This window comes from Cryobacterium sp. M23 (genome assembly GCF_002929655.1).
GTDB classification, from domain to species: Bacteria; Actinomycetota; Actinomycetes; order Actinomycetales; family Microbacteriaceae; genus Cryobacterium; species Cryobacterium sandaracinum.
Genome location: NZ_PJJV01000075.1, coordinates 70,135 through 91,604 on the forward strand (window position 1 = coordinate 70,135; position 21,470 = coordinate 91,604).

Sequence of the window (21,470 nt, forward strand, 5' to 3'; positions counted from 1 at the left end):
TGTTAAAGGATGTCATTTCCGGGGTTCACACTAGCACCCGACGCGGGCTCCCTCGTGCTGGGCCTAACCGCCCCCAGGGGCGCCGATGTGGCTGCCGACTTTGATTGGTTGCCGGCCCCAGGCGAGGGAGGACGACGCCATGTCGCCCCAGGGCAGCGAGAAGAACATCGAGAGGTCCCCGGGCCCATCCCCGTCCGCGTCCGAGGTGAGCGCCCTGGCCGTCAGCAGCCAGCGGTGGGCATTCACGGACCTCGACGTCACCCTGCAGCTGCAGGGCACCACCCCTATGCGCTCGGTCTGGCCATCCTTCATCGCCGGCACCGTTGCCGGCATCACGGTCTCCACCTGAGACCTTCGCGGCTGAGCTCAGCCGACCGAGTTGCTACTGAGGAAGTCCAGGAATTCCGCCGGGTCGGTCAGTCCGCCGTCGTAGACCCTGCCGTTGACGAGCACGGTCGGCGTGCCCCGGATCCGGGTGATCTCGGCATCCGCAATCACGCCGTTCAGGGCTTGCTCGGTGTTGGCCCGGGACCAGGCCTGGTACTCGCCGGCCGCGAGGCAGTCGTCGATGTCGACGGGGTTGTCGACGAGGGCCGCGAGCTCCGAGTCGCCGAGCCCCGCGGTGTTCTCGGCGGGCTGGTTCGCGAACAGGGCCGCCTGGTAGGCGAGCAGGTTCTCCGGGTTGAGGGTGGCCTGGCAGGTAAGCGCGGCGGATGCCCTGGTCGAGTAGGCCGTTCCCTGCGAGACCCGGTCGAGGAAAGTGAGCGAGTGCAGCCGCAGGGTGATGGTCCCGTCAGAGGCGAGGGCAGCCAGCTCGCCGCCGTTCGTCTCCTCGAACTGCCGGCAGTACGGGCACATCGGGTCGAAGTAGACGTCGACGAGCGCGGCGCCGGTGCCGACCGACAGGTAGCCGTCGTCGAAGTGGGCCGCGCCGACGGTGCCGGTGGGCAGGGCTTCCTGCGACGCATCCCCGTTCGCCTCATCCGCCTGCGGCTCGCTCGTGGACGAACTCCACGGCTGGTCGCCCACGGCTCCGTTCACGGCCGCCGCGATGAGCGGAATCACGGTCGCGGTGACGACGAGGGCGATCACGAGCGCCAGGGTTGTGGCGGCAATGCCCACGTAGCCGAGAACGAGCCCGGTGATCGCCAGACCCCGGCCGCCTTCATGGGTGCGCCTGATCTGCCCCAGGGCGAGGTGCCCGGTGATCACGGCCGCCAGGGACACGAAGAACGCCGACACCAGGGAGATGATCGCCAGTGTGTTCGTCTTCGGCGCAGCCGGGAAGGGCGACTGTCCGTAGGCCGGCGGATACGGCTCCGGGGCGCGGGGCGGTGCGGGCTCGGTGTTGGTCATGCGTTCCCCCCTGGCAGAACGGATTACGCGGATGGTGCGGTTTGGGCGATGCGCCCGAGGAGTCCGTTCACGAATCCGGCCGAGTCATCCGTCGACAGGATTTTGGCGGCCTCGACCGCCTCGTCGATGGCGACAGCGTGCGGGACGGCGTCGTTGAAGAGGATCTCCCAGATGCCGATGCGCAGGATGGCGCGGTCGAGGACGGGCATGCGAGCCAGCGTCCAGCCCTGCGAGTACGTCTCGATGAGTTCGTCGATCTCCTCGCGGTGATCCACGACGCCGTCGATGATGTCCCGGGCGTAGAGCCAGGAGGCCATCCGGGCCGGCTCGCTCGCGGCGCGCTGCGCCTCGAGGGCAAGCGACTCCGGGATGGTGCTCTGCCGCACGTCTGCGGCATACAGGATGTCGATCGCACGCTTGCGCGCCTTGGTCCGAGCGCTCACTAGTTGACGCGGCCCAGGTAGTCCCCGGTGCGGGTGTCGACCTTGACTCGGGTGCCCTGCTCGAGGAACAGGGGAACCTGGATCTGGAAGCCCGTTTCGACGGTGGCCGGCTTGGTGCCGCCGGTTGAGCGGTCGCCCTGAAGGCCCGGCTCAGTGTAGGTGATTTCGAGAACGACGGAGGCCGGCAGCTCGACGTAGAGGGGGTTGCCGTTGTGCAGGGCGATCGTCACGTTCTGGTTCTCGAGCATGAAGTTGACGGCGTCGCCCACAACGACGGCCGGCACGTGCAGCTGATCGAAATCGGACACGTCCATGAAGACGTAGGAGTCGCCGTCCGCGTACAGGTACTGGAAGTCCTGGCGGTCGACGTTCTCGGTCTCGATCTTCGCGCCGGCGTTGAAGGTGCGGTCGACGGTCTTGCCCGTCACGACGTTCTTCAGCTTGGTGCGGACGAAGGCGCCGCCCTTGCCCGGCTTGACGTGCTGGAAATCGGTGACTGCCCACAGCTGGCCATCGATGTTGAGCACGACGCCATTCCGGATATCGGCGGTTGATGCCATGAAAATGTGTTCCGTTCACTGGGTTCAATTAGAAAGGTGCGCGGCCGATTCGGCCATCATTGAGTGTAGTTGCCCGCAGCCCGCGCACCAAAGGCGCGAGACCCGGCCGGTCAGGCGGTCGCCGGCACCGACCTCGCGATGAAGTCCAGGGCCAGACGGTAGGAATCGAAGCCGAACCCGGCGATCACCCCGGTGGCCACGGCGCTGACGACGCTCGTGTGGCGGAACGTTTCCCGGGCGTGCGGGTTGGACAGGTGCACCTCGACCAGGGTGACGCCGGCCTTCGTCACGAGAGCGGCCGCATCCCGCAGCGCGTAGCTGTAGTGCGTGAACGCCGCCGGGTTCAGGATGACGGGGATGCGCTCGTCGACGGCCTCGTACAGCCAGTGGATGAGCTCGGCCTCGTCATCCGTCTGGCGCACGTCGACCGTCATCCCCGCCGGGGCGGCCCGCGTCAGCATCGCGCGCAGCTGATCGAGGTCGGCCGACCCGTAAACGTCGGGTTCGCGACTGCCGAGCCGCCCCAGGTTCGGGCCGTTCAGAACGAGAACTGTACTCATTCCCACAGCCTAAAGGAGTACGCGGGCGCCGAAGGCCAGGGCAGGATCAGGGCAGGATCGGCCCGACCGAGATCATCACGCAGTACACCAGGATCATCACCAGCGAGTAGCGGAACATGCGCCTGGCCCAGGCGGCGGGATCGGCGGCGCGCAGGCCGATGACACCCAGCCAGATCCAGTAAGCGCCGAGCACGCCCATGACCGCCGTATAGACGTAGCCCACGTAGCCGAATACCGACAAGAGGAGGGTGGAGACAACGAATCCGACCGTGTAGACGAGGATCTGAACTGTGGTCTTCGGGACGCCCCGCACCACGGAGATGACGGGCACGCCGGCGCGGGCATATTCGTCGTGGCGGTAGATGGCGATGGAATAGAACTCGGGCATCTGCCAGAGGAACACGGCCAGGAAGGCGAGCACGGCTGCGATGTCGATGGCGCCGGTGATGGCGACGTAGCCGGCCAGGATGGGCGCTGCGCCCGAGACGCTGCCGACCAGGGTGCCGTGGATCGACATGCGCTTGGACAGCATGCCGTAGAGCACGACATAGACGAGGAAGCCGCCCAGGCCGACGGCGACGACGAGCCAGTTCGTCCAGGCGATGAGCGTCGCCATGCCGAAAACGAACAGCAGGCTTGAGAAGGTGACCGCGTTGCGCACGCCGATGCGGCCGGTGACCGTGGCCCGCTTCTTCGTGCGTTCCATCACCGTGTCGATGTCGCGGTCGAGCACGTTGTTGAGCACGGTGGCCGAAGCAATCACGAGCGTGGTACCCAGGCAGAGAGCCGCGAACAGGAAAAGATCCACCTGGCCCCGGGCCGCGAGGAGAAAGCCCGCCGCGGCTGTCAACGCGTTGCCGTAGAGAACGCCGGGTTTGGTCAGGGAGTAGTACCGCGTGACCGTGTCACGGATGCCCGTGCCGTCGGCCCGGCCGGCGAGAGCCCCGTCGGTGCCGTCCACCCGATTGCGAACGAAGAATGGTACGCGCGCAGTCATGCGGAAAGGGTTCCCATCGGGTCGTCGGTCGTGATCAATCATATGCCGCCGAATCTGTGCACGACCCGTGCCGGCCGACATCACACTGGCGCGCGCCGCGGTGCCTCTATCCGGCGCTGATCCAGGGCGGTAGGGTGTCGAAGCCGGTCGTTTGGTCGGCGCCAGGCCAAGGACAATGGTGTGACATGGCCGGAAGATTCACCATCTATCGGGACCAGTCGGGCCGCTACCGATTCTGTTTCTCCGCGGACAACGGGCAGAGCATCCCGTCGCCGGAGACCTATTGCACGGAGGACGAGGCCCGGAAAAAAGTTGATTCTCTGCGCTCCAACGTCAGCCCACGCAGCCGCCGCACGCACTGAGGCCATCGCCTGTCTCCGCGCCGTCATCCCCGTGGCGACAGGGGTGCAACCGCGTTCTGCTCACCCTGGCCTTGCAGTCGCCCTGCATCGGTCGAATTGGCCCACCACGCGTCACGTCAGGGGAGAAATTGACAGACCACGAGAGCGCGGGTCGTCGGCCCCGCGCCGCCTGGCGCGGATCTGCGTCGGGTAGCGCCAACGCCCGCACACCACGGAGGCGTCGCGTCCTCCGAGACCTGCTCGTCATCCTGGCCAGCGCCCTGGTCGTCTCGTTTCTGACCGAAGCATTCCTGATCCGCACGTTCTACATCCCGACCGGATCGATGCAGGACACCCTGCAGATCGACGACCGCATCATCGTGAACGAGCTCGTCCCCGACGTCGTCGACATCGATCGCGGCGACATCGTCGTTTTCAGGGATCCCGGCGGATGGCTCGGTCCGGTCGAGCCAGCCCCGATCGAGGCAGGGAACACCGTTGTCGACGGCATCCAGTGGCTCGCCGCTGAGGCCGGCCTCCGGGTTCCGGATTCCGATGACCACCTCGTCAAACGCGTCATCGGCCTCCCCGGCGACGATGTGGCCTGTTGCGACGCGGTGGGCAGCACCACCGTCAACGGCGAGCCGATCACCGAGCCCTACCTCAAGCTGCCGCCCGGGGCCATCCGAACGTCGGAGTACGACTTTTCCGTGACCGTGCCAGCCGGCGGTCTCTGGGTCGAGGGCGACAACCGTTACAACTCGGCGGACAGCCGGCTGCACACAGACACACCCGGCAACGGATTCGTGCCCGTCTCCCATGTGGTCGGTCGGGCGTTCGTGATCAACTGGCCGCTCAGCCACTGGTCCTGGCTCGGCGGCTGACCCGCCGCCCCCGACACCGCCCCCGCCCCAAAACCAGTCCCCCAGTCTCGGACGAATTCTTCGGAGATTTTGGCCCCACGCGTCCCAAACCGGCCAAACCGTGCCAGATTGCGCAAAATCTCCGTCGAATTCGTTAGTTCCATGCGGTCGCGCTTCGTGGGACTACGTCGGCGAAAAAGCGCCGTCTGGCCAGCGTCGCACAAGCCGGATACGACGAGACGACGAGTCAGAAGCAGATGCCAGCGCTGGCACCCTCGAGTGCCTCCCGGCGCGAGAGCACCGGCATCCGTTGGCGCGCTTCCCGACGCTCCGCAACGCCCTGGAACGTCGTGGCGTGCCCCGCGGCCTGACCACGGGATCGGTTGCAGCCGCGGTCGTCCTCTTTCTCGGCGCGTTCAAGCAGCCCTGCGCCGCTAGCGAGGAGGCGCGTTCACCCTGGGCGGCCGGCCCTGGGCCAGGAGGGCCGCCGGGGACTCTCCGGCGGACGACCAGGGACCCTCCCAGCCGATCACGGCGAAAGCCGAGGTCGGCAGAGACACGGTCGTGCCGGCGAGAGCGGTGGCCAGATCCTCGAGGCCGGGATTGTGGCCCACCAGGACGACGGTGTGCGCGGTGCCCGGCAGCGCCCGAACAATGCTCTGCAGTTCGCCGGCCGAGGTTGCATGCACGGCATGGTCGACACGGATCGGCGGAGTGCTCTCGAACTCGGCCGCCACGAGGTCCCAGGTGGCCCGCGCGCGCTCCGCCGGTGACACGACCGCGAGATCGATGCGGTAGCCGCTGTGGGACAGCCACGCTCCGGTGAGCGGCGCCTGCCGCACCCCACGTTTTGCCAGCGGCCGGTCGACGTCGGCCTGGCCGCCCGCCCAGTCCGACTTGGCGTGCCGCAACAGGATCAGGGTGCGTTCAGGCATCGACCGGCCCCGCGCCCACCCGGCCGGCAACACAGGCGTTGACACTTTCGAATCGCTCACCGCTGATCATCATCCTGTCAGTCTGCCACTGCATCCACGACGGTGGCCGGGAGTTCGCAGACGCCCTCGTCGTGGGCGACGAACATGCCCGTGATGCGCACCACTTTGCCGAAGGATTCGGCGAGTTCCCGGGCCCAGGCCTGGCCGGGCGCGGTTAGCGCCGCGGTGCCCGGTCGCTCGAGGGTGAGGATGACGCTGCCGCACGGGCCGTGCTCGGACAGGAGCCGACCGACCGCACGAGGTCGGCCACCCGGTCTCGCGCCTGCTCGGTCGTGGTCACTGGGGCAGCGTCTTCGACGCGCAGAGGGGTTGTCATGCAACCCAGACTGGACGCGCGGACATCCGTCGCGGTCCCCGTCCACAAGGCCGGGCCCGGGAGGGAGCGGTGGAGGAGAGGACTCCGTGAGCACGGACTACTCGGACGAGTCCATCAGCCGGGAGCGCAGCAGGAACCGCACACCGCGCGGCGCTTCGACGGAGAATCCGCGGCCGGGAACGACGTCGACCGTGAGGAAGGTGTGGCTCCAGTAGTCGAACTGTTCGGCCGACATCCAGAAGTCGATCGGCTGCGCGGCCTCTCCCGATGGGGCGATGTCGAGTCGGCCGAGGAGTACGTCACGGTCCGAGGTGATGAATTCGCCGTCCGGATAGCACGTGGGTGAGGAGCCGTCGCAGCAGCCCCCGGACTGGTGGAACATCAGTGGACCGTGTTCGTCCCAGAGGCTGCGGAGCAGCTTGACCGCGACGGCGGTGAGCGCCACCCGCGGAATCGTCTCCCCCGGGATGGTGATCGATGCGGTGACGCCTGCCTCCGGCATGGCCGTTCACTTCTGGTTGCGGGCCGGGTCCGAAGGCCGCCGAGGACTCGTGTCTCGACGGTCCCCTGAGCCTCGACCCCGGTGAGGTGCTGCGTGTGGTCCGGCTTGTGCTCCAGCGCAAGCCGGACCGGCACCGCGGTTTAGAAGAAGCCCAGGGCGCTCTCGCTGTAGGACACGAGCAGGTTCTTCGTCTGCTGGTAGGCGCTCAGCGCGAGCCTGTTGTTCTCCCGGCCGATGCCCGAGCTCTTGTAGCCGCCGAACGACGCCCCCGCCGGGTAGGCGTGGTAGTTGTTCACCCAGACGCGGCCAGCCTGGATGTCCCGCCCCGCCCGGTAGGCGATGTTGCCGTTGCGGGACCAGACCCCGGCCCCGAGACCGTAGAGCGTGTCGTTGGCGATCGAGATGGCGTCGTCGTCGGTGAAGCTGGTGACCGCGAGCACCGGGCCGAAGATCTCCTCCTGGAACAGGCGCATCTTGTTGTGTCCCTCGAAGATGGTGGGCTGCACGTAGTAGCCTCCGCTCAGCTCACCGCCGAGGTCGACCCGCTCGCCGCCGATCGCCAGCTTCGCACCCTCCTGCTTGCCGATGTCGATGTAGGACAGGATCTTCTCAATCTGGTCGTTACTGGACTGCGCGCCGACCTGGGTCGCGGTGTCGAGTGGGTTGCCCTGGATGACCTCATGGGTGCGCTCGACGGCGTCGCTCAGCAAGTTATCGTAGATCGGCTTCTGCAGCAACGCCCGGCTGGGCGCGGTGCACACCTCGCCCTGGTTGAACGCGAAAAGCACGAACCCTTCCAGGGCCTTGTCGTAGAACGCATCCTTCTCCTGGGCGACATCGCCGAAGAAGATGTTGGGGCTCTTTCCGCCGAGCTCCGTGGTCGACGGGATGATGTTGGAGCTCGCGTACTGCATGATCCGACGCCCGGTCGAGGTCTCTCCCGTGAACGCGATCTCGCGGATACGATTGGACGACGCGAGCGGCTTGCCGGCCTCGATGCCGAAACCGTTGACGACGTTGAGCACTCCCGGCGGCAGCACGTCGCCGATCAGTTCGATCAGCACGAGGATCGACACCGGGGTCTGTTCGGCCGGCTTCAGCACGATCGCGTTGCCGGCGGCCAGGGCCGGGGCCAGCTTCCAGACGGCCATCAGGAGCGGGAAGTTCCTCGGGATGATCTGCCCGACAACGCCGAGCTCCTCGTGGAACTGGTAGGAGACCATGTCGCCGCCCAGCTCGGCGTGGTCGCCATCCTGGGCGCGGATGGCGGCAGCGAAATAGCGGAAGTGGTCGGAACAGAGCGGGATGTCCGCGTTCAACGTCTCGCGCACCGGCTTGCCGTTCTCCCAGGTCTCGGCGACCGAGAGCAGGTCGAGGTTCGCATCGATGATGTCGGCGATCTTGTTGAGCACGGCCGCGCGCTCGGTCGACGAGGTCTTGCCCCACGCCGGCGCTGCACTATGCGCGGCGTCCAGGGCCAGTTCGATATCTTCCGCAATGCCGCGGGCCACCTTGGCGAACGGCCTCCCGTTGACGGGCGAGATGTCTTCGGAGTACTGGCCCCTGACGGGCTTGACCCACTCGCCGCCGATCCAGTTCTCGTAGCGGGGCTTGAAGGTGACGAGGGCGCCCGGTGTTCCGGGGTTGGAATAGGCGGTCATGATGTCTCCTCGTCGACGACGTCGTCGGTGCGGAACCGCGGGACGCGGACCTGGACCATGATCCTAGGAAGGAGAACGTTGCTTCAGCGTTGCGGGATATTGCGGGCGGGGGCCGCGGAGCCGTCGGGGCGCAGCTCGTCCTCGACTCGGTTCAACCGGGCGACCACGGATGCCCGCTTCGGCGACCGCGCCGGCAGCAGTTCGAGGCACGCGCGCCAGACCTCAGCGTCGTAGGTGGCCTCGTCGGTGCGGGGCGTACTCCAGCAGGAGTTCGGCGGACGCGTCGCTGAGCATGGCCTGCCAGAGCCGCGCAGAGATCTCGGCGCGGATCTGGACGATTCCCGGCGCGGTCGAGCTCGGTAGCGCGGGCCCCCGGTAAGCCCCCAACGCCACCCGGTGCGCGCCGCGCTCCAGGGATGCCAGCACGCGCTGGGCGTCCAGTTCGACGGATGTCTCGAGCCGGTAGGGCCGGGAGGCGATGCCGATACGGGGGCTGGTCTGCTCGAGCACCCCGCGCAGCCGCACCATCTCGGCACGCAGGTTGTCGACCGCGTTGGTTTGGTCGGTGAGCAGCAGCGAGAGCCGGTCGGCGGAGAGCCCGTCCCGGTTCCACGCCAGCAGGGTGAGGATCTCGGCGTGCCGGGGGCTGATCTCCACCGGGCCGCCGGCGCTGTCGAGCCGGCCGTGGTCACGGCCGAGCACCGCCAACCGGACCGGGCACGGCCGCGCCGGAGCGGCCGGCGGCGCCGATCCGAAGAATCGGGCCACCGTGGGTGGGTCCGCGGCCACGCTCAGCCGTTGGATGCGCAGTTCCGCTTCCAGGGCCGCGACGGCCGCCTCCACGAGCGGAGAGTCTGCGGGGCTACCGCCTCGTCGCCGCCCGTGATATCGATGACGCCGAGGATGGAGCCGGAATGCGGGTCGTGGATGGGCACGGCCGTGCAACTCCACGGATGCGCCAACTGGTTGAAATGCTCGGCCCGCTGAATCTGGATTCCGTGATCGAGGGCCAGGGCCGTGCCCGGCGCGCTCGTGCCGACCCGGCGCTCGGACCAGTCCGACCCCCGGACGAACAGCATCCCCTCCGCCTTACTCCGCACGGTTCGGTCCCGGTCGATCCAGAGCAGGCGGCCGAACTCGTCACCGATGGCCACGATCAGGCCGGAGTGGAAGGCGTGCCGGATGAGCAGGTTGTGCACGACCGGGAGCACGGCGGCCAGCGGATGCCGGTCGCGCAGCTCGCGTCGCTCGTCGGAGCTGAGTTCGTGTTCGGGGACGAGCCTCAGCGGATCAAGGCTGAGGGCGAGCGACCGTTGCCAGGACTCCTGCACCAGCTTGCGCACGCCCGGACCGATGAACCGTTCCGTGACTGCCGCCTCATGGGCCGCCGCCAGGTTCGCGAAGTCTCCGCCTCCGCTCTCACCGGCCGCACGGACGATCCACGGACTCGTCCTGAAACCTCCGAAGGCTCCGGTCAGCGGCGACCGGCTGCGCCGGTCTGGGAATCAGTCTGGGCCCACCGATGCGGCGCGAATGGTTAGGAGCCGATCTCCTGGTAGGCGGCGAACAACAACGATGAGTCCGGTCCTTCGAGCACGGTCGGCTTCCCGATGTCGTCGAGCACGATGAATCGCAGCATGCCGCTGCGGGTCTTCTTGTCGCGCTGCATGGTGGCGAGCAGGGTGCTCCAGCGGCCGACCGGATAGGTGGTGGGCAGGGTGAGCGATTCGAGGATGCGACGGTGCCGGTCGACGGCCTCGTCCGAGAGCCGGCCGCTCAGCCGGGCGACCTCCGCCGCGAACATCATGCCGACGGCAACGGCCGCCCCGTGCCGCCAGCCGTAGCGTTCGGCGTGCTCGACGGCGTGGCCGAGGGTGTGCCCGTAGTTCAGAATCTCACGCAGGCCGGACTCCCTGAAGTCTTCCCCCACGACCCGGGCCTTCATCCCGATCGCGAGTTCGAGCACGCGCCGGAACTGCGGGGTGTGCGGGTCGGTGACGGCCGTGACATCCGCTTCGACGATGTCCAGGATCTCGGGCAGCTGGATGAACCCGGCCTTCACGATCTCGGCGAAGCCGGCCAGGATCTCGTTGCGCGGCAGGTCGTCGAGCACGTCCAGGTCGCAGATGACGGCGGCGGGCGCGTAGAAGGTGCCGACAAGGTTCTTGCCCTCGGCGGTGTTGATGCCGTTCTTGCCGCCGACGGCGGCGTCGACCATGCCGAGCACGCTGGTCGGGATCTGCACCAGGCGCACGCCACGGAGCCAGGTCGCGGCGACGAAGCCGGCCAGGTCGGTGACGGCGCCGCCGCCGAAGCCGATCACGGCATCCGTACGACTGAAGTCGGCCTGACCCATGACCTGCCAGCAGAACGCGGCCACCTCGACGCGCTTGGCAGCCTCTGCGTCGGGCACCTCGGCGATCAGCACCTCGAATCTGCCGAGCAGGCTCTCGCGCAGGGCGACGGCGCGGGCGCCCAGGTGTGAGGTGTGCACGATGAGCACCTTCGCCACCTTCGGGCCGAGCTGTTCGACGACGTCGTCGACGAGGCCGCGACCGATCAGAACGGCGTAGCTGTCGGCGCCGGTAACCGTGATGACGGTGGTGGCGGGCTCGGTGGAATCAGGCACAGGTGCTCCGGTCATGATCTTTTCTTGGTCCATTTCACGACGTCATCAGCGATGGCGCCCAGGGGACGGTGCGAGGTGTCGAAACGGATGCCGGCCAGCGCCTCATAGATCGGGCGCCGGAGGGCGTAGATGCGCTTCCAATCGGCGATTCCGCCCGTGAGCAGCGGCCGTTTCGCCCCGCCGATCCGGGCCCCGACGGCTCGAGCGGACACGCTCAGGTACACCACGGAGCACTCGGCAAGGTCGGCCTGGGTCTCCTCGTCGAGCACGGCTCCCCCGCCGAGCGAGACCACGGCCTGCTCGGTGAGGGCCTGCACCACGGCCTGGCGTTCGAGCACCCGGAAGTGCTCTTCACCGTGCTGCCCGAAGATGTCCGTGATCGGCCCGTGCAGGGCGACGATGCGGTGGTCGGTGTCGATGAACGGCACATCGAGGGACTTCGCCACTCTCCGGCCGATCTTGGTCTTGCCGGCGGCCATGGGACCGATGAAGACGAGGGGCAGGATCGGATGCGTCGGCGCGGCCATCGTGGTTCTCCGGCGCCTCTAAAGGGAAGCGTCGCTGGACGCGCCCGTCTGGAGATTCGCCGGCATGCCGGCCAGGTAGGAATCCAGGTTGCGGCGCGTCTCCACGATGGAGTCACCACCGAACTTCTCCAGGACCGAGTTGGCCAGCACCAGAGCGACCATGGCTTCCGCGACCACGCCGGCGGCCGGCACGGCACAGACATCCGACCGCTGGTGGTGCGCGGGGGCAGCCTCGCTCGTGGCCACGTCAACCGTGCGGAGGGCGCGCGGGATCGTGGAGATGGGCTTCATGCCGGCGCGCACGCGCAACACGGTTCCAGTGCTCATGCCGCCTTCGGTGCCGCCGGCCCGGTCGCTGACCCGCTGGATGCGACCGTCGGCCTGCACAAGCTCGTCGTGCGCCTCCGACCCGCGCCGGGTGGTGGTCAGGAAACCGTCCCCGACCTCGACCCCCTTGATGGCCTGGATGCCCATCAGCGCGGCCGCCAGCTGCGAATCGAGGCGGCGGTCCCAGTGCACGAACGAACCGAGTCCGGGAGGAAGGTTGTAGGCCAGCACCTCGACGACCCCGCCGAGGGTGTCGCCCTCCTTGTGGGCCAGGTCGACCTCGGCCACCATCCGGGCGGAGGTGACGGCGTCGAAGCAGCGCAGCGGGTCGGCGTCGAGGGCGTCGACGTCGCCGGGTAGCGGTAGCGGGGCGTCGACGGGCACGCGAACCGGCCCGATTGACAGGGTGTGGCTGACCAGGGTGATGCCAAGCTCGGCCAGGAACGACCGGGCGACGGCGCCCAGCGCGACGCGTGCCGCGGTCTCCCGGGCGCTGGCGCGCTCCAGTACCGGGCGGGCCTCGCCGAAACCGTACTTCTGCATGCCGACCAGATCGGCGTGGCCGGGCCGGGGACGGGTCAGGGGGGCGCCGCGGCCGCGCGCGGACGTGGTCTCCACCGGTGCGGGGCTCATCACCTCGGCCCACTTGGGCCATTCAGTGTTGCCGATCCGCAGGGCAACCGGTCCGCCCATGGTGAGGCCGTGGCGCACGCCGCCCGAGATGTTCAGTTCGTCCTGCTCGAACTTCTGGCGCGCGCCTCGGCCGTAGCCGAGTTTGCGGCGTGCCAGATCGAGGCGGATCGCATCTAGAGTAACCGGGATTCCAGCGGGCAAACCTTCGACAATGGCGATGAGTTCGGGGCCGTGGGACTCTCCGGCGGTGAGCCAACGAAGCATGACCACTATCCTGTCACAGCCTTCCCGGTCAGGGCGCCGCGCATGGCGTGCAGCACCACGTCCTCATTCGGCAGCGGCTCGAACGGGTCGCCGGAGACGAAGATGCGCACCTGGATCAGGGCCTGGTGCAGCAACATCCCCTCTCCGGACACCGCGGTGCCGCCCGCCGACGACCAGGACCGGGCGAGGGCGCTGGGCCAGGGGGAATAGCTGACGTCGAACAGGAGCGCCTGCCGGCGCAGCCCGGCGGGAAACTCGGCACCCGGGTCGCTGCCCCCGGGCAGGGTGCTGATCACCAGCTCGCTGACGCGGGCAGGGTCGGGCAGGTCGGTGAGCGGGTATACCCGTACCACGACCCCGAGGCTCTGCCCCAGTTCGACCAGATCGGCCGCCTTCGCCGGGGTGCGCACGAGTACGTCGACCAGCTCCGCGCCCAGCTCAGCCGCGGCGACCAGGGCGGATGCCGCGGTGGCGCCGGCGCCGAGCAGGCACACGTGCACCGCGCGGCGCACTCCGGCTTCGGCGAGGGCACGCACCAGGCCGGTGACGTCCGTGTTGAAACCCTGCAACGTGCGCCGGCCGTCGGCTTCACCGAACAGCACCGTGTTGACGGAGCCGGTCTGAGCGGCGACCCGGTCGATGCCGTCGAGCTGCGCCTGGACCTCGTGCTTGAGGGGCATCGTGAGGGAGAGGCCGCGCCAGTCTGCGCCCCGGGACGCGAGGAAGTCCGGCAGTCCGCCCGCCGGCACCCGCACGGCGTCGTAGCGCCAGTCCAGGCCGAGCGCCTGGTACGCGGCCCGGTGCAGTGCCGGGGAAAGGGAATGCTCGACGGGCGAGCCCAGCACCGCGAGACGACGAACGCGGGCAGGGTCACGGGCGGGGGCCGGCACGGATGCTTCGGGCTCAACCATATTCGGGGTGCTCATCCATCCAGGCCAGCCATTTGTCCACGGCGGCGTCGTGCTCCGCGATCGTGGTGGAGAAGATCGTCTCCCCCGTGTCGAGGTTCCAGGACACGAAGTACAGCCAGGTGCCGTCGGCGGGGTTCACGGCGGCGTCGATCGCGATGTCGCCGGGGTTCGAGATCGGCCCCACGGGAAGCCCGGGGTGCACATAGGTGTTGTAGGCGTTGGCAGCGTCGGCGCGTTCGGCATCCGTTGTCTTCACCCGGTCGGTCGCCCCGGTCCCGTAGGCCACGGTCGCGTCGGACTGCAGGAGCCCGCTCTGCCACTGGGCCGGGTCGAGCCGGTTCAGGAACACGCGCGAAACCTTGTAGAAATCCTCCGTGAGCCCCGCTTCGCGTTGGATCAGGGCCGCGATAACGATGGTCTTCCAGCGGTTCTCGGGCGCGACCCCGGCAGCGTCGAGAGCCTCGAACTGTCGGTCGACGAGCGTGCGGATGGCCTCGGGCGCCGTGGTCTCAGGGGGGAACGTGTAGGTGGCCGGGAACAGGAACCCCTCGAGGGTGGTTGCCTCGCCCGGCAGGCCGTAGGGCTCGACGTCGGCAGCCGCGGCCTCGAGATCGGCCAAGGGAATACTGGTGCCCTCGCTGATCAGCTGGAGCACCGAGGCGGTCGTGGTTCCCTCGGGTATCACCACGGTCTGTTCGAGCTTGTTGTCCGGGTCGAGCAGGGCGTCGAGGGCGGCGCGGCCGCTCATCTTGCCGGCCAAACGGTAGGCGCCGGGCTGGAAGACGGGTGCCGGGCTCTCCGCGCGGAGCACCTCGTAGAACGCGTCGTAGCTCTTCACCACGTCCTGGGCGACGAGGGAGTTCGCGACGTCCTGACCCGTTTCACCGTCGTGGATCATCACGATGACCTCGTCGCCTCCGGCGCCGTCGTAGTCCGCCGGGCCCTGCACCATGCCGATCACGGTACCGATCGGCTCCTGGAGCAGGAGGGCGGCGGCACCGGCGAGTCCGGCCAGGATCAGGAAGACGATCAGGCAGCCCCAGGCGCCCCGGCGGCCCCTCTTCTGCGGCACCGGAGCGGAGTCCAGCAGGGCGCGACGACTGGACCGGGTGCCTTCGTCCCGTGACTCACGGATGGCCCGACGCGAACTGAGAGGGTCCGCCGGGTCGATGGGGCTTGTCGGGTCGCCCGGCTCGGCCGGGGCTCCGGTGCTGTCGGCGGGAGGGGGTGTCATCGTTGAGGCTGCCCTTCATTCGGTGCGGCAGCTGGCGGGGGCCCGGCTGGAAGCTGGTCGCGCACGAGATCGACGGCCGTGCCGGCGGGTGTGCCGAGGGTGCGTTCGGTGTCGAGGGCGTGCTGGAGGATGATGACCGCGGCGACTTGGTCGATCACGGGTTTCTGGGTTTTGGCCTTCCGCCCCGCGGAGCGCAGGACCGACTGCGCCGCGACGGTGGACAGGCGCTCATCGACCAGGCGAACCGGAACGGTCAGGGACCGGGCCAGCAGCTCGGCGAACCCCACCGCATCGTTGGTCGACGCCGTGCGGTTGCCGGAGAGCGCGAGCGGCAGCCCGACCACCACCTCAACGGCGTCGAGCTCGGCCACCACGGCCACGATCCGGGCCACGTCCAGGCTGCCGGAGTGGTCGCGGCCCACGGTCTCGACCGGGGTCGCCAGCAGGCCGTGCGCGTCGCTGCGGGCCAGGCCGATCCGGGCTTTCCCGACGTCGACTCCCACCCGCACACCGTGACGCATGGTTCAGCCTGCTACGGCGGATCGAACGGCCGCGAGGGCGTTCGGGATGGCTGCTGCGTCGGTGCCGCCGCCCTGGGCGAGGTCATCCTTGCCGCCGCCGCCGCCGCCGAGGATGCCTGCGACCTGCTTCGCCAGGGCTCCCGCACGCTGGCCGGCCTCCCGGGCCGCGGGGTTGGTGGCCACGATGACGACGGGCTTGTCGGCGACCACGGCCGCGAGGGCCACGACCGCCGGCGTGCTGCCGAGCTGCGTGCGGGTGGCCGTGACCAGCATCCGCAGGTCGTCAGCGGAGCCCAGCGTGCCGACCTGCTCGGCCACGACATTGACGGAACCGGCCAGCTTTGCCGAGGCGACGAGGGCAGGCACCCTGTCGGAGAGGGCCCGCGCCTCGAACGCGGCGATCTTCTTCTCGGCGGTCTTGAGGCTCTGCACGAGCTCGTTGATGCGCTCTGGCAACTGCTCCCGCGGCGTCTTCAGGTGTGAGGTCAGCTGGGAGACGAGGGCGCGCTCGGCGGCCAGGTCGCGGAAGGCCTCGAGGCCGACCAACGACTCCACCCGGCGGTTCGTGGAACCGACAGAACCCTCGCTGACAAGGTTGATCATGCCGATCTCGGCGCTGGAGGCGACGTGGGTTCCCGCGCAGAGTTCGCGAGACCAGGGGCCGCCGATATCGACGACGCGCACTCGGTCGCCGTACTTCTCGCTGAACAGGGCCATCGCGCCGAGCGCCTTCGCCTCGGCCAGGGGCAGCTCCCGGGTGAGTACGGGCAGGTTGTCCCGGATGGCGTTGTTGGAGATCTCTTCGATCTCGCTTCGGGTTGCCGGGGACAGTGCCTGGTTCCAGGAGAAGTCGAGGCGGAAGAAGCCGGCCTTGTTGTACGAGCCGGACTGGTGGGCGTTCGGGCCGAGCACCTGGCGGAGGGCGGCATGCAGCACGTGCGTGCCGGAGTGCGCCTGCCGGGCACCGCGGCGCCAGTCGGGGTCGACGACGCTGGTGGCGGAGTCCCCGACGCCGACTTCGCCGGTCCGCACCTGCACCTTGTGACTGATCAGGCCCTTGACGGGCTTCTGCACGTCGAGCACCTCGAGCTCGTAGCCGGTGCCCACGATCAAACCGGCATCGGCCTCCTGGCCGCCGGACTCCGCGTACAGGGCCGTCTCGGCGAGGATCACCTCGGCGATGTCACCGGAGACGGCGCGGTCGACGGAGAGACCGTTGACGATGATCCCGAGCACGCTGGATTCGGTCTGCAGGGCGTCGTAGCCCGTGAAGACGGTCTCCCCCGCCGCGCGGAATGCGCTGTAGACCGACAGGTCGGCGAGGTGCGTCTTCTTGGCCTTGGCGTCGGCCTTGGCCATCGCGCGCTGCTTGGCCATCAGTGTGTCGAAGGCCTCGCGGTTGACGCTGAGCCCGGCCTCCTCGGCCATCTCGAGGGTGATCTCGATCGGGAAGCCGTAGGTGTCATGCAGGAGGAACGCGGTGTCGCCCGGCAGAACGACCTTATCGGCCTTTTTGGTCTTCGCGACGGCGAGGTCGAGCACGGCGCTGCCACTGGCGAGGGTGCGCAGGAAGGTCTCCTCTTCGGCATACGCAGCCTGGCTGATGCGGGCGTAGTCCGCCTTGATCTCGGGGTACGCGCCGGCCATGGCGTCGCGGGAGGCCGGAAACAATTCGGGAAAGGTCGCGGCGTCGACGCCGAGGAGGCGCATGGCGCGCACGCTGCGGCGCATCAGGCGGCGCAGGATGTACCCGCGGCCCTCGTTGGACGGCATCACTCCGTCGCTCATCAGCATCAGGGACGACCGCACATGGTCGGCGACGATGCGCATCCGCACGTCGTCGTCGTGAACGGCCCCGTAGCGGCGACCGGACAGTTCCGCGGCCCGGTCGAGGACCGGGCGCACCTGGTCGATCTCGTACATGTTCTGAACGCCCTGTTTGAGGAAGGCGACACGTTCGAGCCCCATGCCGGTGTCGATGTTCTTCTTCGGCAGGTCGCCGAGGATGACAAAGTCGTTCTTGCTGGTGCCCTCGCCGCGGAGGTACTGCATGAAGACGAGGTTCCAGATTTCGACGTAACGGTCGTCGTCGGTGGCCGGGCCGCCGTCGATGCCGTAGGCCGGGCCGCGGTCGAAGAAGATCTCGGAGCAGGGTCCGGCGGGCCCGGGCTGACCGGTCGACCAGTAGTTGGAGTCCATGCCGAGACGCTGGATGCGGTGCTCGGGCAGGCCGAGGGCGCGCCAGTACCGAAAGGCCTCATCGTCGTCCTCGTAGACGGTGACCCAGAGGTCCTTCTCGGCGAAGCCGTAGCCGCCGTCGGCATCCGAGCTGGTGAGCAGCTCCCAGGCGTAACCGATCGCCTCTTCCTTGAAGTAGTCGCCGAACGAGAAGTTGCCGTTCATCTGGAAGAAGGTGCCGTGACGCGGGGTCTTGCCGACCTCTTCGATGTCGTTGGTGCGGATGCATTTCTGAACACTCGTCGCTCGCGGGTAGGGGGGCGGCACGAGACCGGTCAAATACGGTACGAACGGGACCATCCCGGCCACCGTGAACAGGAGTGTGGGGTCGTCGCTGACAAGCGAAGCGGAGGGGACGACGGTGTGACCGCGATCGGCAAAGAAGTCGAGCCAGCGCCCGCGAATTTCAGCAGTCTGCATTAGTTCCGTAGTTCGTTGTAGTGAAAAAGATTTGGATGATACCTACCTGGCGAGCACGTACGTGGCGAGTACTTACTTGGCAAGTTTTTCGATCGTGATTTCGGTCTCCGACGCGATTTCGCCGATGGCGTCCCGCAGCTCGGCCTCACGCTTGCGGTAGCCGTCCGAGATGGCCTCACCGAATTCGCGCGCCTTGGTGTCCAGATCGGCGAAGAATTGCTTCCCCTGACGCGTCTTGCCGGCTTCGCGGGCGATGAGCAGCCCCGTGGTGACACCGACGACAAACCAGATGAAATTCTTCATAGCAATGCTCCCTGAATATGTGTGGAGACCCTGAAAAGTGGTGAAAAGGTCGGTTCACGGCGGTTGAACGTCTGGAACGACCGTCTGACCGGCGAATCCCAGACGGGCCGGCTCCGTTCCAGAGTACCCGACTACCTGTGGCGGCGGCGGCGGGTACCGCCCGGGCGGGCAGCCCCCAGGGCCGCGCGAACCCCCGCGGAGAAGCCGGCCACTTTGACCAGCGGGCCGCCGACGGTCGCCGCGACGAGGGCGACCAGAGCGGAGACGTTGCCCGTGACATCCGCCACGTTCGAGGTGATGGTGTCCACCCGGGCCAACTGCGCGTTGGTCTCCTGAATGGTCTTGGTGGATTCCTCAAGCAGTGGGGTGACGGTGTGGGTCAGGTCGCGGATGGCCACGGTCGTCTCGTCGAAGACGCGGCCGAGCTTGACCAGGGGCAGGGCCAGGAACCCGACCAGCATCAGGAAGGCAGCGGCGAACACGAGCCCGACAATATCTCCACCAGACATTGACCAACCATCCATTCCAGATTCAGCATTCACGAGCCAGGTGCGCGTACGCAAAGAGCGGACCACCCCAGGGTGATCCGCTCTCCAGCGTAATTCAGTTGCAGCGCCTGACGGCGGTGCGGGTGAAAAGGAGCCTAGCGGGCCGCGTAGTACTCGACGACGAGCTGGACTTCACAGGTCACGGGAATTTCGATGCGCTTCGGGCGGCGCACGAGGCGGGCCTGCAGCTTGTCGATCTCGACCTCGAGGTAGGCGGGGAGCTTGGGCAGAACGTCGACGTGACCGCCGGCGGCTGCGACCTGGAACGGCTCCATGGCCTCGCTCTTGGGCTTGACGTGGATGAGCTGTCCCGGCTTCACGCGGAAGGAGGGACGGTCGACCAGCTGGCCGTCGATCAGGATGTGACGGTGCACGATCATCTGACGGGCCTGGGCGGTGGTGCGGGCGATCGCGGAGCGAACGAGAAGAGCGTCGAGACGGGTCTCGAGGATCTCGACGAGGTTCTCACCGGTCAGTCCCTGGGCGCGGCGAGCTTCCTCGAACGCGATCTTGAGCTGGGCTTCGCGGATGCCGTACTGGGCGCGTAAGCGCTGCTTTTCGCGGAGGCGAACGGCGTAGTCGGAGTCGGTCTTGCGCTTGGTGCGACCGTGCTCGCCCGGGGCGTACGGACGCTTCTCCAGATAGCGCGCGGCCTTCGGGGTCAGGGCGATGCCCAGGGCCCGCGAGAGGCGGGTCTTACTGCGGGTACGTGACTTGGTAGACACGGTGTCCTTTCGATGGAACTGCAAACAAGGGAAACCAGGGCGGGGGCCGCGCAGTGAGACAGCACAGGCTCAACGTCATGGGAGTTCAGAGGGGTGGTGCCACGGGACGCCCGGCTAGAGGGCGAGACCATCCAATCCGGAATCGGACGCAGCCGCATGCCGATTCCATTTGTAGGCAACCTTTAGATTAGCACATCGGGTTGTTCGGCCGTTCCGTTCAGCGGGCACGGATGATCTTGCGCAACTTGGCGAGGCGGGCCGAGACCTCGCGCTCGTGGCCATGCTCGGTGGGCTCGTAATAGCGCACCTCGGCGAGCTCGTCCGGCGGGTACTGCTGGGCCAGCACGCCGAGGGCGTCGTCGTGGGGATACTTGTAGCCCTTGCCGTGGCCGAGGCGTTTGGCGCCTGGGTAGTGCGCATCCCGCAACGGTTTGGGCACCCGGCCGGTCTTGCCGTTCCGCACGTCGGCGATCGCCGCATCCAGGGCCATGTAGGCCGCGTTGGACTTGGGTGCGGTGGCCAGGTGCACGACGGCCTGGGCGAGCGGGATGCGGCCCTCGGGCATGCCGATGTACTGCACGGCGTCGGCGGCGGCGATGGCGATCACCAGCGCCTGCGGGTCGGCCATGCCGATGTCTTCGGAGGCCAGCACGATGATGCGGCGGCAGATGAACCGGGGATCTTCGCCGGCCTCGATCATGCGCGCGAGATAGTGGAGGGACGCGTCGACATCCGAGCCGCGTACCGATTTGATGAAGGCGCTGATGACGTCGTAGTGCTCGTCGCCGTTGCGATCGTAGCGCAGAAGCGCACGGTCGACAGCGAGGGCGACGACCTCGGTGGTGATGACCGGCTTCGCGTCGGACTCGGCGTCGACGGAGGACGCCGCCGCCACCGACCCGGCTTCCAGGGCGGTCAGCGCCCGTCGGGCGTCACCGGACGCGAGCCGGATGATCGCGGCCCTGGCTTCGGGGTCGAGCACGAACCGGTCGGCCAGGCCGCGCGGGTCGACCACGGCCCGGTCGACAACGACACCGAGATCGTCGTCGCTGAGCGTTTCGAGGGTGAGCAGTAGGGAGCGGGACAGCAGCGGCGAGATGACGGAGAAGGACGGGTTCTCGGTGGTGGCGGCCACGAGGATGATGACCCCGTTCTCCACCCCGGGCAGGAGAGCGTCCTGCTGCGCCTTGCTGAACCGGTGGATCTCGTCCAGGAAGAGCACGGTGGAGAGTCCGTAGAGGTCCCGGCTGGTGCGCGCCTCTTCCATTACCTGGCGCACGTCCCGCACTCCGGCCGACACGGCGGACAGCTCGACAAACCGGCGGCCCGAGCTGCGCGCGATGGCCTGGGCCAGGGTGGTCTTGCCGGTGCCGGGCGGGCCCCACAGGATGACAGAGACCGCGCCCTGCTCCCCTGTCTTGTCACTGGCCAGGCTGACCAGCGGGGAGCCCGGTGTGAGCAGATGCTTCTGACCGGCGACCTCCTCGAGGCTCGTCGGGCGCATCCGTACGGCGAGGGGTGTGGCCCCGCTGCGCAGTCCCGGTTGTGAATCCAACATGGGTCCAGCGTAGTTTGTGCCGGTGACCGGGCCGCTCC

General features: G+C 68.1%; 25 protein-coding genes. 3 read left to right on the forward strand and 22 right to left on the reverse strand.

Going from position 1 to position 21,470, the window contains the following annotated elements; all coding sequences use genetic code 11:
- Positions 1–139 precede the first annotated feature (139 nt).
- On the forward strand, positions 140–349 hold the full coding sequence (locus CXY82_RS11275; RefSeq protein WP_104171015.1) for a hypothetical protein: 210 nt from the start codon (positions 140–142) through the stop codon (positions 347–349).
- Between the two features lie 17 nt (positions 350–366).
- Here CXY82_RS11275 and CXY82_RS11280 read toward each other — a convergent pair whose 3' ends face one another.
- The 5 genes from CXY82_RS11280 to cyoE form a co-directional block, all read right to left on the reverse strand.
- On the reverse strand, positions 367–1,356 hold the full coding sequence (locus CXY82_RS11280) for a DUF4190 domain-containing protein (protein WP_104171016.1): 990 nt from the start codon (positions 1,354–1,356) through the stop codon (positions 367–369).
- A 23-nt stretch (positions 1,357–1,379) separates the two neighbouring features.
- Complete coding sequence (nusB, locus tag CXY82_RS11285) at positions 1,380–1,799, reverse strand: transcription antitermination factor NusB (protein ID WP_104100510.1); 420 nt, start codon at positions 1,797–1,799, stop codon at positions 1,380–1,382.
- A complete protein-coding gene (efp, locus tag CXY82_RS11290; protein WP_104100509.1) occupies positions 1,799–2,359 on the reverse strand; it encodes an elongation factor P in 561 nt (186 codons plus the stop codon). The genes nusB and efp overlap by 1 nt, the downstream gene beginning before the upstream one ends.
- A gap of 110 nt (positions 2,360–2,469) precedes the next feature.
- Entirely contained in the window at positions 2,470–2,919 is a 450-nt protein-coding gene (locus tag CXY82_RS11295; protein ID WP_104171017.1) for a type II 3-dehydroquinate dehydratase, read from the reverse strand.
- Positions 2,920–2,965: 46 nt separating this feature from the next.
- Entirely contained in the window at positions 2,966–3,916 is a 951-nt protein-coding gene (gene cyoE, locus CXY82_RS11300) for a heme o synthase (protein ID WP_158252050.1), read from the reverse strand.
- 185 nt (positions 3,917–4,101) lie between these two features.
- On the opposite strand from cyoE, the gene CXY82_RS18605 reads away from it, so the two are divergent.
- Positions 4,102–4,278, forward strand: coding sequence for a DUF1508 domain-containing protein (locus CXY82_RS18605; protein WP_158252179.1), 177 nt, complete (start codon positions 4,102–4,104; stop codon positions 4,276–4,278).
- Between the two features lie 128 nt (positions 4,279–4,406).
- Entirely contained in the window at positions 4,407–5,141 is a 735-nt protein-coding gene (lepB, locus tag CXY82_RS11305) for a signal peptidase I (RefSeq protein ID WP_104171019.1), read from the forward strand.
- A 413-nt stretch (positions 5,142–5,554) separates the two neighbouring features.
- Here lepB and CXY82_RS11310 read toward each other — a convergent pair whose 3' ends face one another.
- The 17 genes from CXY82_RS11310 to CXY82_RS11385 form a co-directional block, all read right to left on the reverse strand.
- Positions 5,555–6,055 carry a histidine phosphatase family protein gene (locus tag CXY82_RS11310; protein WP_146069113.1) on the reverse strand — a complete coding sequence of 167 codons (501 nt, stop codon included), beginning with the start codon at positions 6,053–6,055 and terminating at the stop codon, positions 5,555–5,557.
- 77 nt (positions 6,056–6,132) lie between these two features.
- A complete protein-coding gene (locus CXY82_RS17065; RefSeq protein WP_146069114.1) occupies positions 6,133–6,435 on the reverse strand; it encodes a hypothetical protein in 303 nt (100 codons plus the stop codon).
- A gap of 93 nt (positions 6,436–6,528) precedes the next feature.
- Positions 6,529–6,933, reverse strand: a complete 405-nt coding sequence (locus CXY82_RS11315) for a DUF779 domain-containing protein (protein ID WP_104171021.1) — start codon at positions 6,931–6,933, stop codon at positions 6,529–6,531.
- Positions 6,934–7,073: 140 nt separating this feature from the next.
- Positions 7,074–8,594: an aldehyde dehydrogenase family protein gene (locus CXY82_RS11320; RefSeq protein ID WP_104171022.1), complete on the reverse strand. Its 1,521-nt coding sequence runs from the start codon at positions 8,592–8,594 to the stop codon at positions 7,074–7,076.
- A 222-nt stretch (positions 8,595–8,816) separates the two neighbouring features.
- Entirely contained in the window at positions 8,817–9,437 is a 621-nt protein-coding gene (locus tag CXY82_RS11325; protein WP_104171023.1) for a hypothetical protein, read from the reverse strand.
- Positions 9,386–9,937 carry a GAF domain-containing protein gene (locus tag CXY82_RS11330; protein WP_104171024.1) on the reverse strand — a complete coding sequence of 184 codons (552 nt, stop codon included), beginning with the start codon at positions 9,935–9,937 and terminating at the stop codon, positions 9,386–9,388. The genes CXY82_RS11325 and CXY82_RS11330 overlap by 52 nt, the downstream gene beginning before the upstream one ends.
- Before the next feature lie 194 nt (positions 9,938–10,131).
- Positions 10,132–11,238, reverse strand: a complete 1,107-nt coding sequence (gene aroB, locus CXY82_RS11335) for a 3-dehydroquinate synthase (protein ID WP_104171025.1) — start codon at positions 11,236–11,238, stop codon at positions 10,132–10,134.
- Positions 11,235–11,750, reverse strand: a complete 516-nt coding sequence (locus tag CXY82_RS11340) for a shikimate kinase (protein WP_199180940.1) — start codon at positions 11,748–11,750, stop codon at positions 11,235–11,237. Before CXY82_RS11340 ends, aroB begins: the two co-directional genes overlap by 4 nt.
- An 18-nt stretch (positions 11,751–11,768) precedes the next feature.
- The gene (gene aroC / locus CXY82_RS11345) at positions 11,769–12,974 is read right to left on the reverse strand and encodes a chorismate synthase (protein WP_104171053.1); all 1,206 of its coding nucleotides are present in this window, start codon (positions 12,972–12,974) and stop codon (positions 11,769–11,771) included.
- Between the two features lie 5 nt (positions 12,975–12,979).
- A complete protein-coding gene (locus CXY82_RS11350) occupies positions 12,980–13,900 on the reverse strand; it encodes a shikimate dehydrogenase (protein WP_233199306.1) in 921 nt (306 codons plus the stop codon).
- Entirely contained in the window at positions 13,878–15,119 is a 1,242-nt protein-coding gene (gene mltG / locus CXY82_RS11355; protein WP_104171027.1) for an endolytic transglycosylase MltG, read from the reverse strand. Before mltG ends, CXY82_RS11350 begins: the two co-directional genes overlap by 23 nt.
- On the reverse strand, positions 15,116–15,640 hold the full coding sequence (ruvX, locus tag CXY82_RS11360; protein ID WP_174843632.1) for a Holliday junction resolvase RuvX: 525 nt from the start codon (positions 15,638–15,640) through the stop codon (positions 15,116–15,118). Before ruvX ends, mltG begins: the two co-directional genes overlap by 4 nt.
- A gap of 3 nt (positions 15,641–15,643) precedes the next feature.
- The gene (gene alaS, locus CXY82_RS11365) at positions 15,644–18,298 is read right to left on the reverse strand and encodes an alanine--tRNA ligase (RefSeq protein ID WP_104171028.1); all 2,655 of its coding nucleotides are present in this window, start codon (positions 18,296–18,298) and stop codon (positions 15,644–15,646) included.
- 72 nt (positions 18,299–18,370) lie between these two features.
- Positions 18,371–18,601 carry a hypothetical protein gene (locus CXY82_RS11370; protein WP_104171029.1) on the reverse strand — a complete coding sequence of 77 codons (231 nt, stop codon included), beginning with the start codon at positions 18,599–18,601 and terminating at the stop codon, positions 18,371–18,373.
- 131 nt (positions 18,602–18,732) lie between these two features.
- Complete coding sequence (locus CXY82_RS11375; protein ID WP_104171030.1) at positions 18,733–19,110, reverse strand: DUF948 domain-containing protein; 378 nt, start codon at positions 19,108–19,110, stop codon at positions 18,733–18,735.
- A gap of 134 nt (positions 19,111–19,244) precedes the next feature.
- Positions 19,245–19,874, reverse strand: a complete 630-nt coding sequence (rpsD, locus tag CXY82_RS11380; protein ID WP_104100497.1) for a 30S ribosomal protein S4 — start codon at positions 19,872–19,874, stop codon at positions 19,245–19,247.
- Between the two features lie 217 nt (positions 19,875–20,091).
- A complete protein-coding gene (locus tag CXY82_RS11385; protein ID WP_104171031.1) occupies positions 20,092–21,432 on the reverse strand; it encodes a replication-associated recombination protein A in 1,341 nt (446 codons plus the stop codon).
- Between the last annotated feature and the right edge of the window lie 38 nt (positions 21,433–21,470).

What these genes read in the sequence shown, in the direction of transcription:
- CXY82_RS11275 (WP_104171015.1), top strand. Translation starts at nt 140, where the DNA reads ATGTCGCCCCAGGGCAGCGAGAAGAACATCGAGAGGTCCCCGGGCCCA.
- CXY82_RS11280 (WP_104171016.1), bottom strand. Translation starts at nt 1,356, where the DNA reads ATGACCAACACCGAGCCCGCACCGCCCCGCGCCCCGGAGCCGTATCCG.
- efp (WP_104100509.1), bottom strand. Translation starts at nt 2,359, where the DNA reads ATGGCATCAACCGCCGATATCCGGAATGGCGTCGTGCTCAACATCGAT.
- CXY82_RS11295 (WP_104171017.1), bottom strand. Translation starts at nt 2,919, where the DNA reads ATGAGTACAGTTCTCGTTCTGAACGGCCCGAACCTGGGGCGGCTCGGC.
- cyoE (WP_158252050.1), bottom strand. Translation starts at nt 3,916, where the DNA reads ATGACTGCGCGCGTACCATTCTTCGTTCGCAATCGGGTGGACGGCACC.
- CXY82_RS18605 (WP_158252179.1), top strand. Translation starts at nt 4,102, where the DNA reads ATGGCCGGAAGATTCACCATCTATCGGGACCAGTCGGGCCGCTACCGA.
- CXY82_RS11310 (WP_146069113.1), bottom strand. Translation starts at nt 6,055, where the DNA reads ATGCCTGAACGCACCCTGATCCTGTTGCGGCACGCCAAGTCGGACTGG.
- CXY82_RS11315 (WP_104171021.1), bottom strand. Translation starts at nt 6,933, where the DNA reads ATGCCGGAGGCAGGCGTCACCGCATCGATCACCATCCCGGGGGAGACG.
- CXY82_RS11320 (WP_104171022.1), bottom strand. Translation starts at nt 8,594, where the DNA reads ATGACCGCCTATTCCAACCCCGGAACACCGGGCGCCCTCGTCACCTTC.
- aroB (WP_104171025.1), bottom strand. Translation starts at nt 11,238, where the DNA reads ATGACCGGAGCACCTGTGCCTGATTCCACCGAGCCCGCCACCACCGTC.
- CXY82_RS11340 (WP_199180940.1), bottom strand. Translation starts at nt 11,750, where the DNA reads ATGGCCGCGCCGACGCATCCGATCCTGCCCCTCGTCTTCATCGGTCCC.
- aroC (WP_104171053.1), bottom strand. Translation starts at nt 12,974, where the DNA reads ATGCTTCGTTGGCTCACCGCCGGAGAGTCCCACGGCCCCGAACTCATC.
- CXY82_RS11350 (WP_233199306.1), bottom strand. Translation starts at nt 13,900, where the DNA reads ATGAGCACCCCGAATATGGTTGAGCCCGAAGCATCCGTGCCGGCCCCC.
- mltG (WP_104171027.1), bottom strand. Translation starts at nt 15,119, where the DNA reads ATGACACCCCCTCCCGCCGACAGCACCGGAGCCCCGGCCGAGCCGGGC.
- ruvX (WP_174843632.1), bottom strand. Translation starts at nt 15,640, where the DNA reads ATGCGTCACGGTGTGCGGGTGGGAGTCGACGTCGGGAAAGCCCGGATC.
- alaS (WP_104171028.1), bottom strand. Translation starts at nt 18,298, where the DNA reads ATGCAGACTGCTGAAATTCGCGGGCGCTGGCTCGACTTCTTTGCCGAT.
- CXY82_RS11370 (WP_104171029.1), bottom strand. Translation starts at nt 18,601, where the DNA reads ATGAAGAATTTCATCTGGTTTGTCGTCGGTGTCACCACGGGGCTGCTC.
- CXY82_RS11375 (WP_104171030.1), bottom strand. Translation starts at nt 19,110, where the DNA reads ATGTCTGGTGGAGATATTGTCGGGCTCGTGTTCGCCGCTGCCTTCCTG.
- CXY82_RS11385 (WP_104171031.1), bottom strand. Translation starts at nt 21,432, where the DNA reads ATGTTGGATTCACAACCGGGACTGCGCAGCGGGGCCACACCCCTCGCC.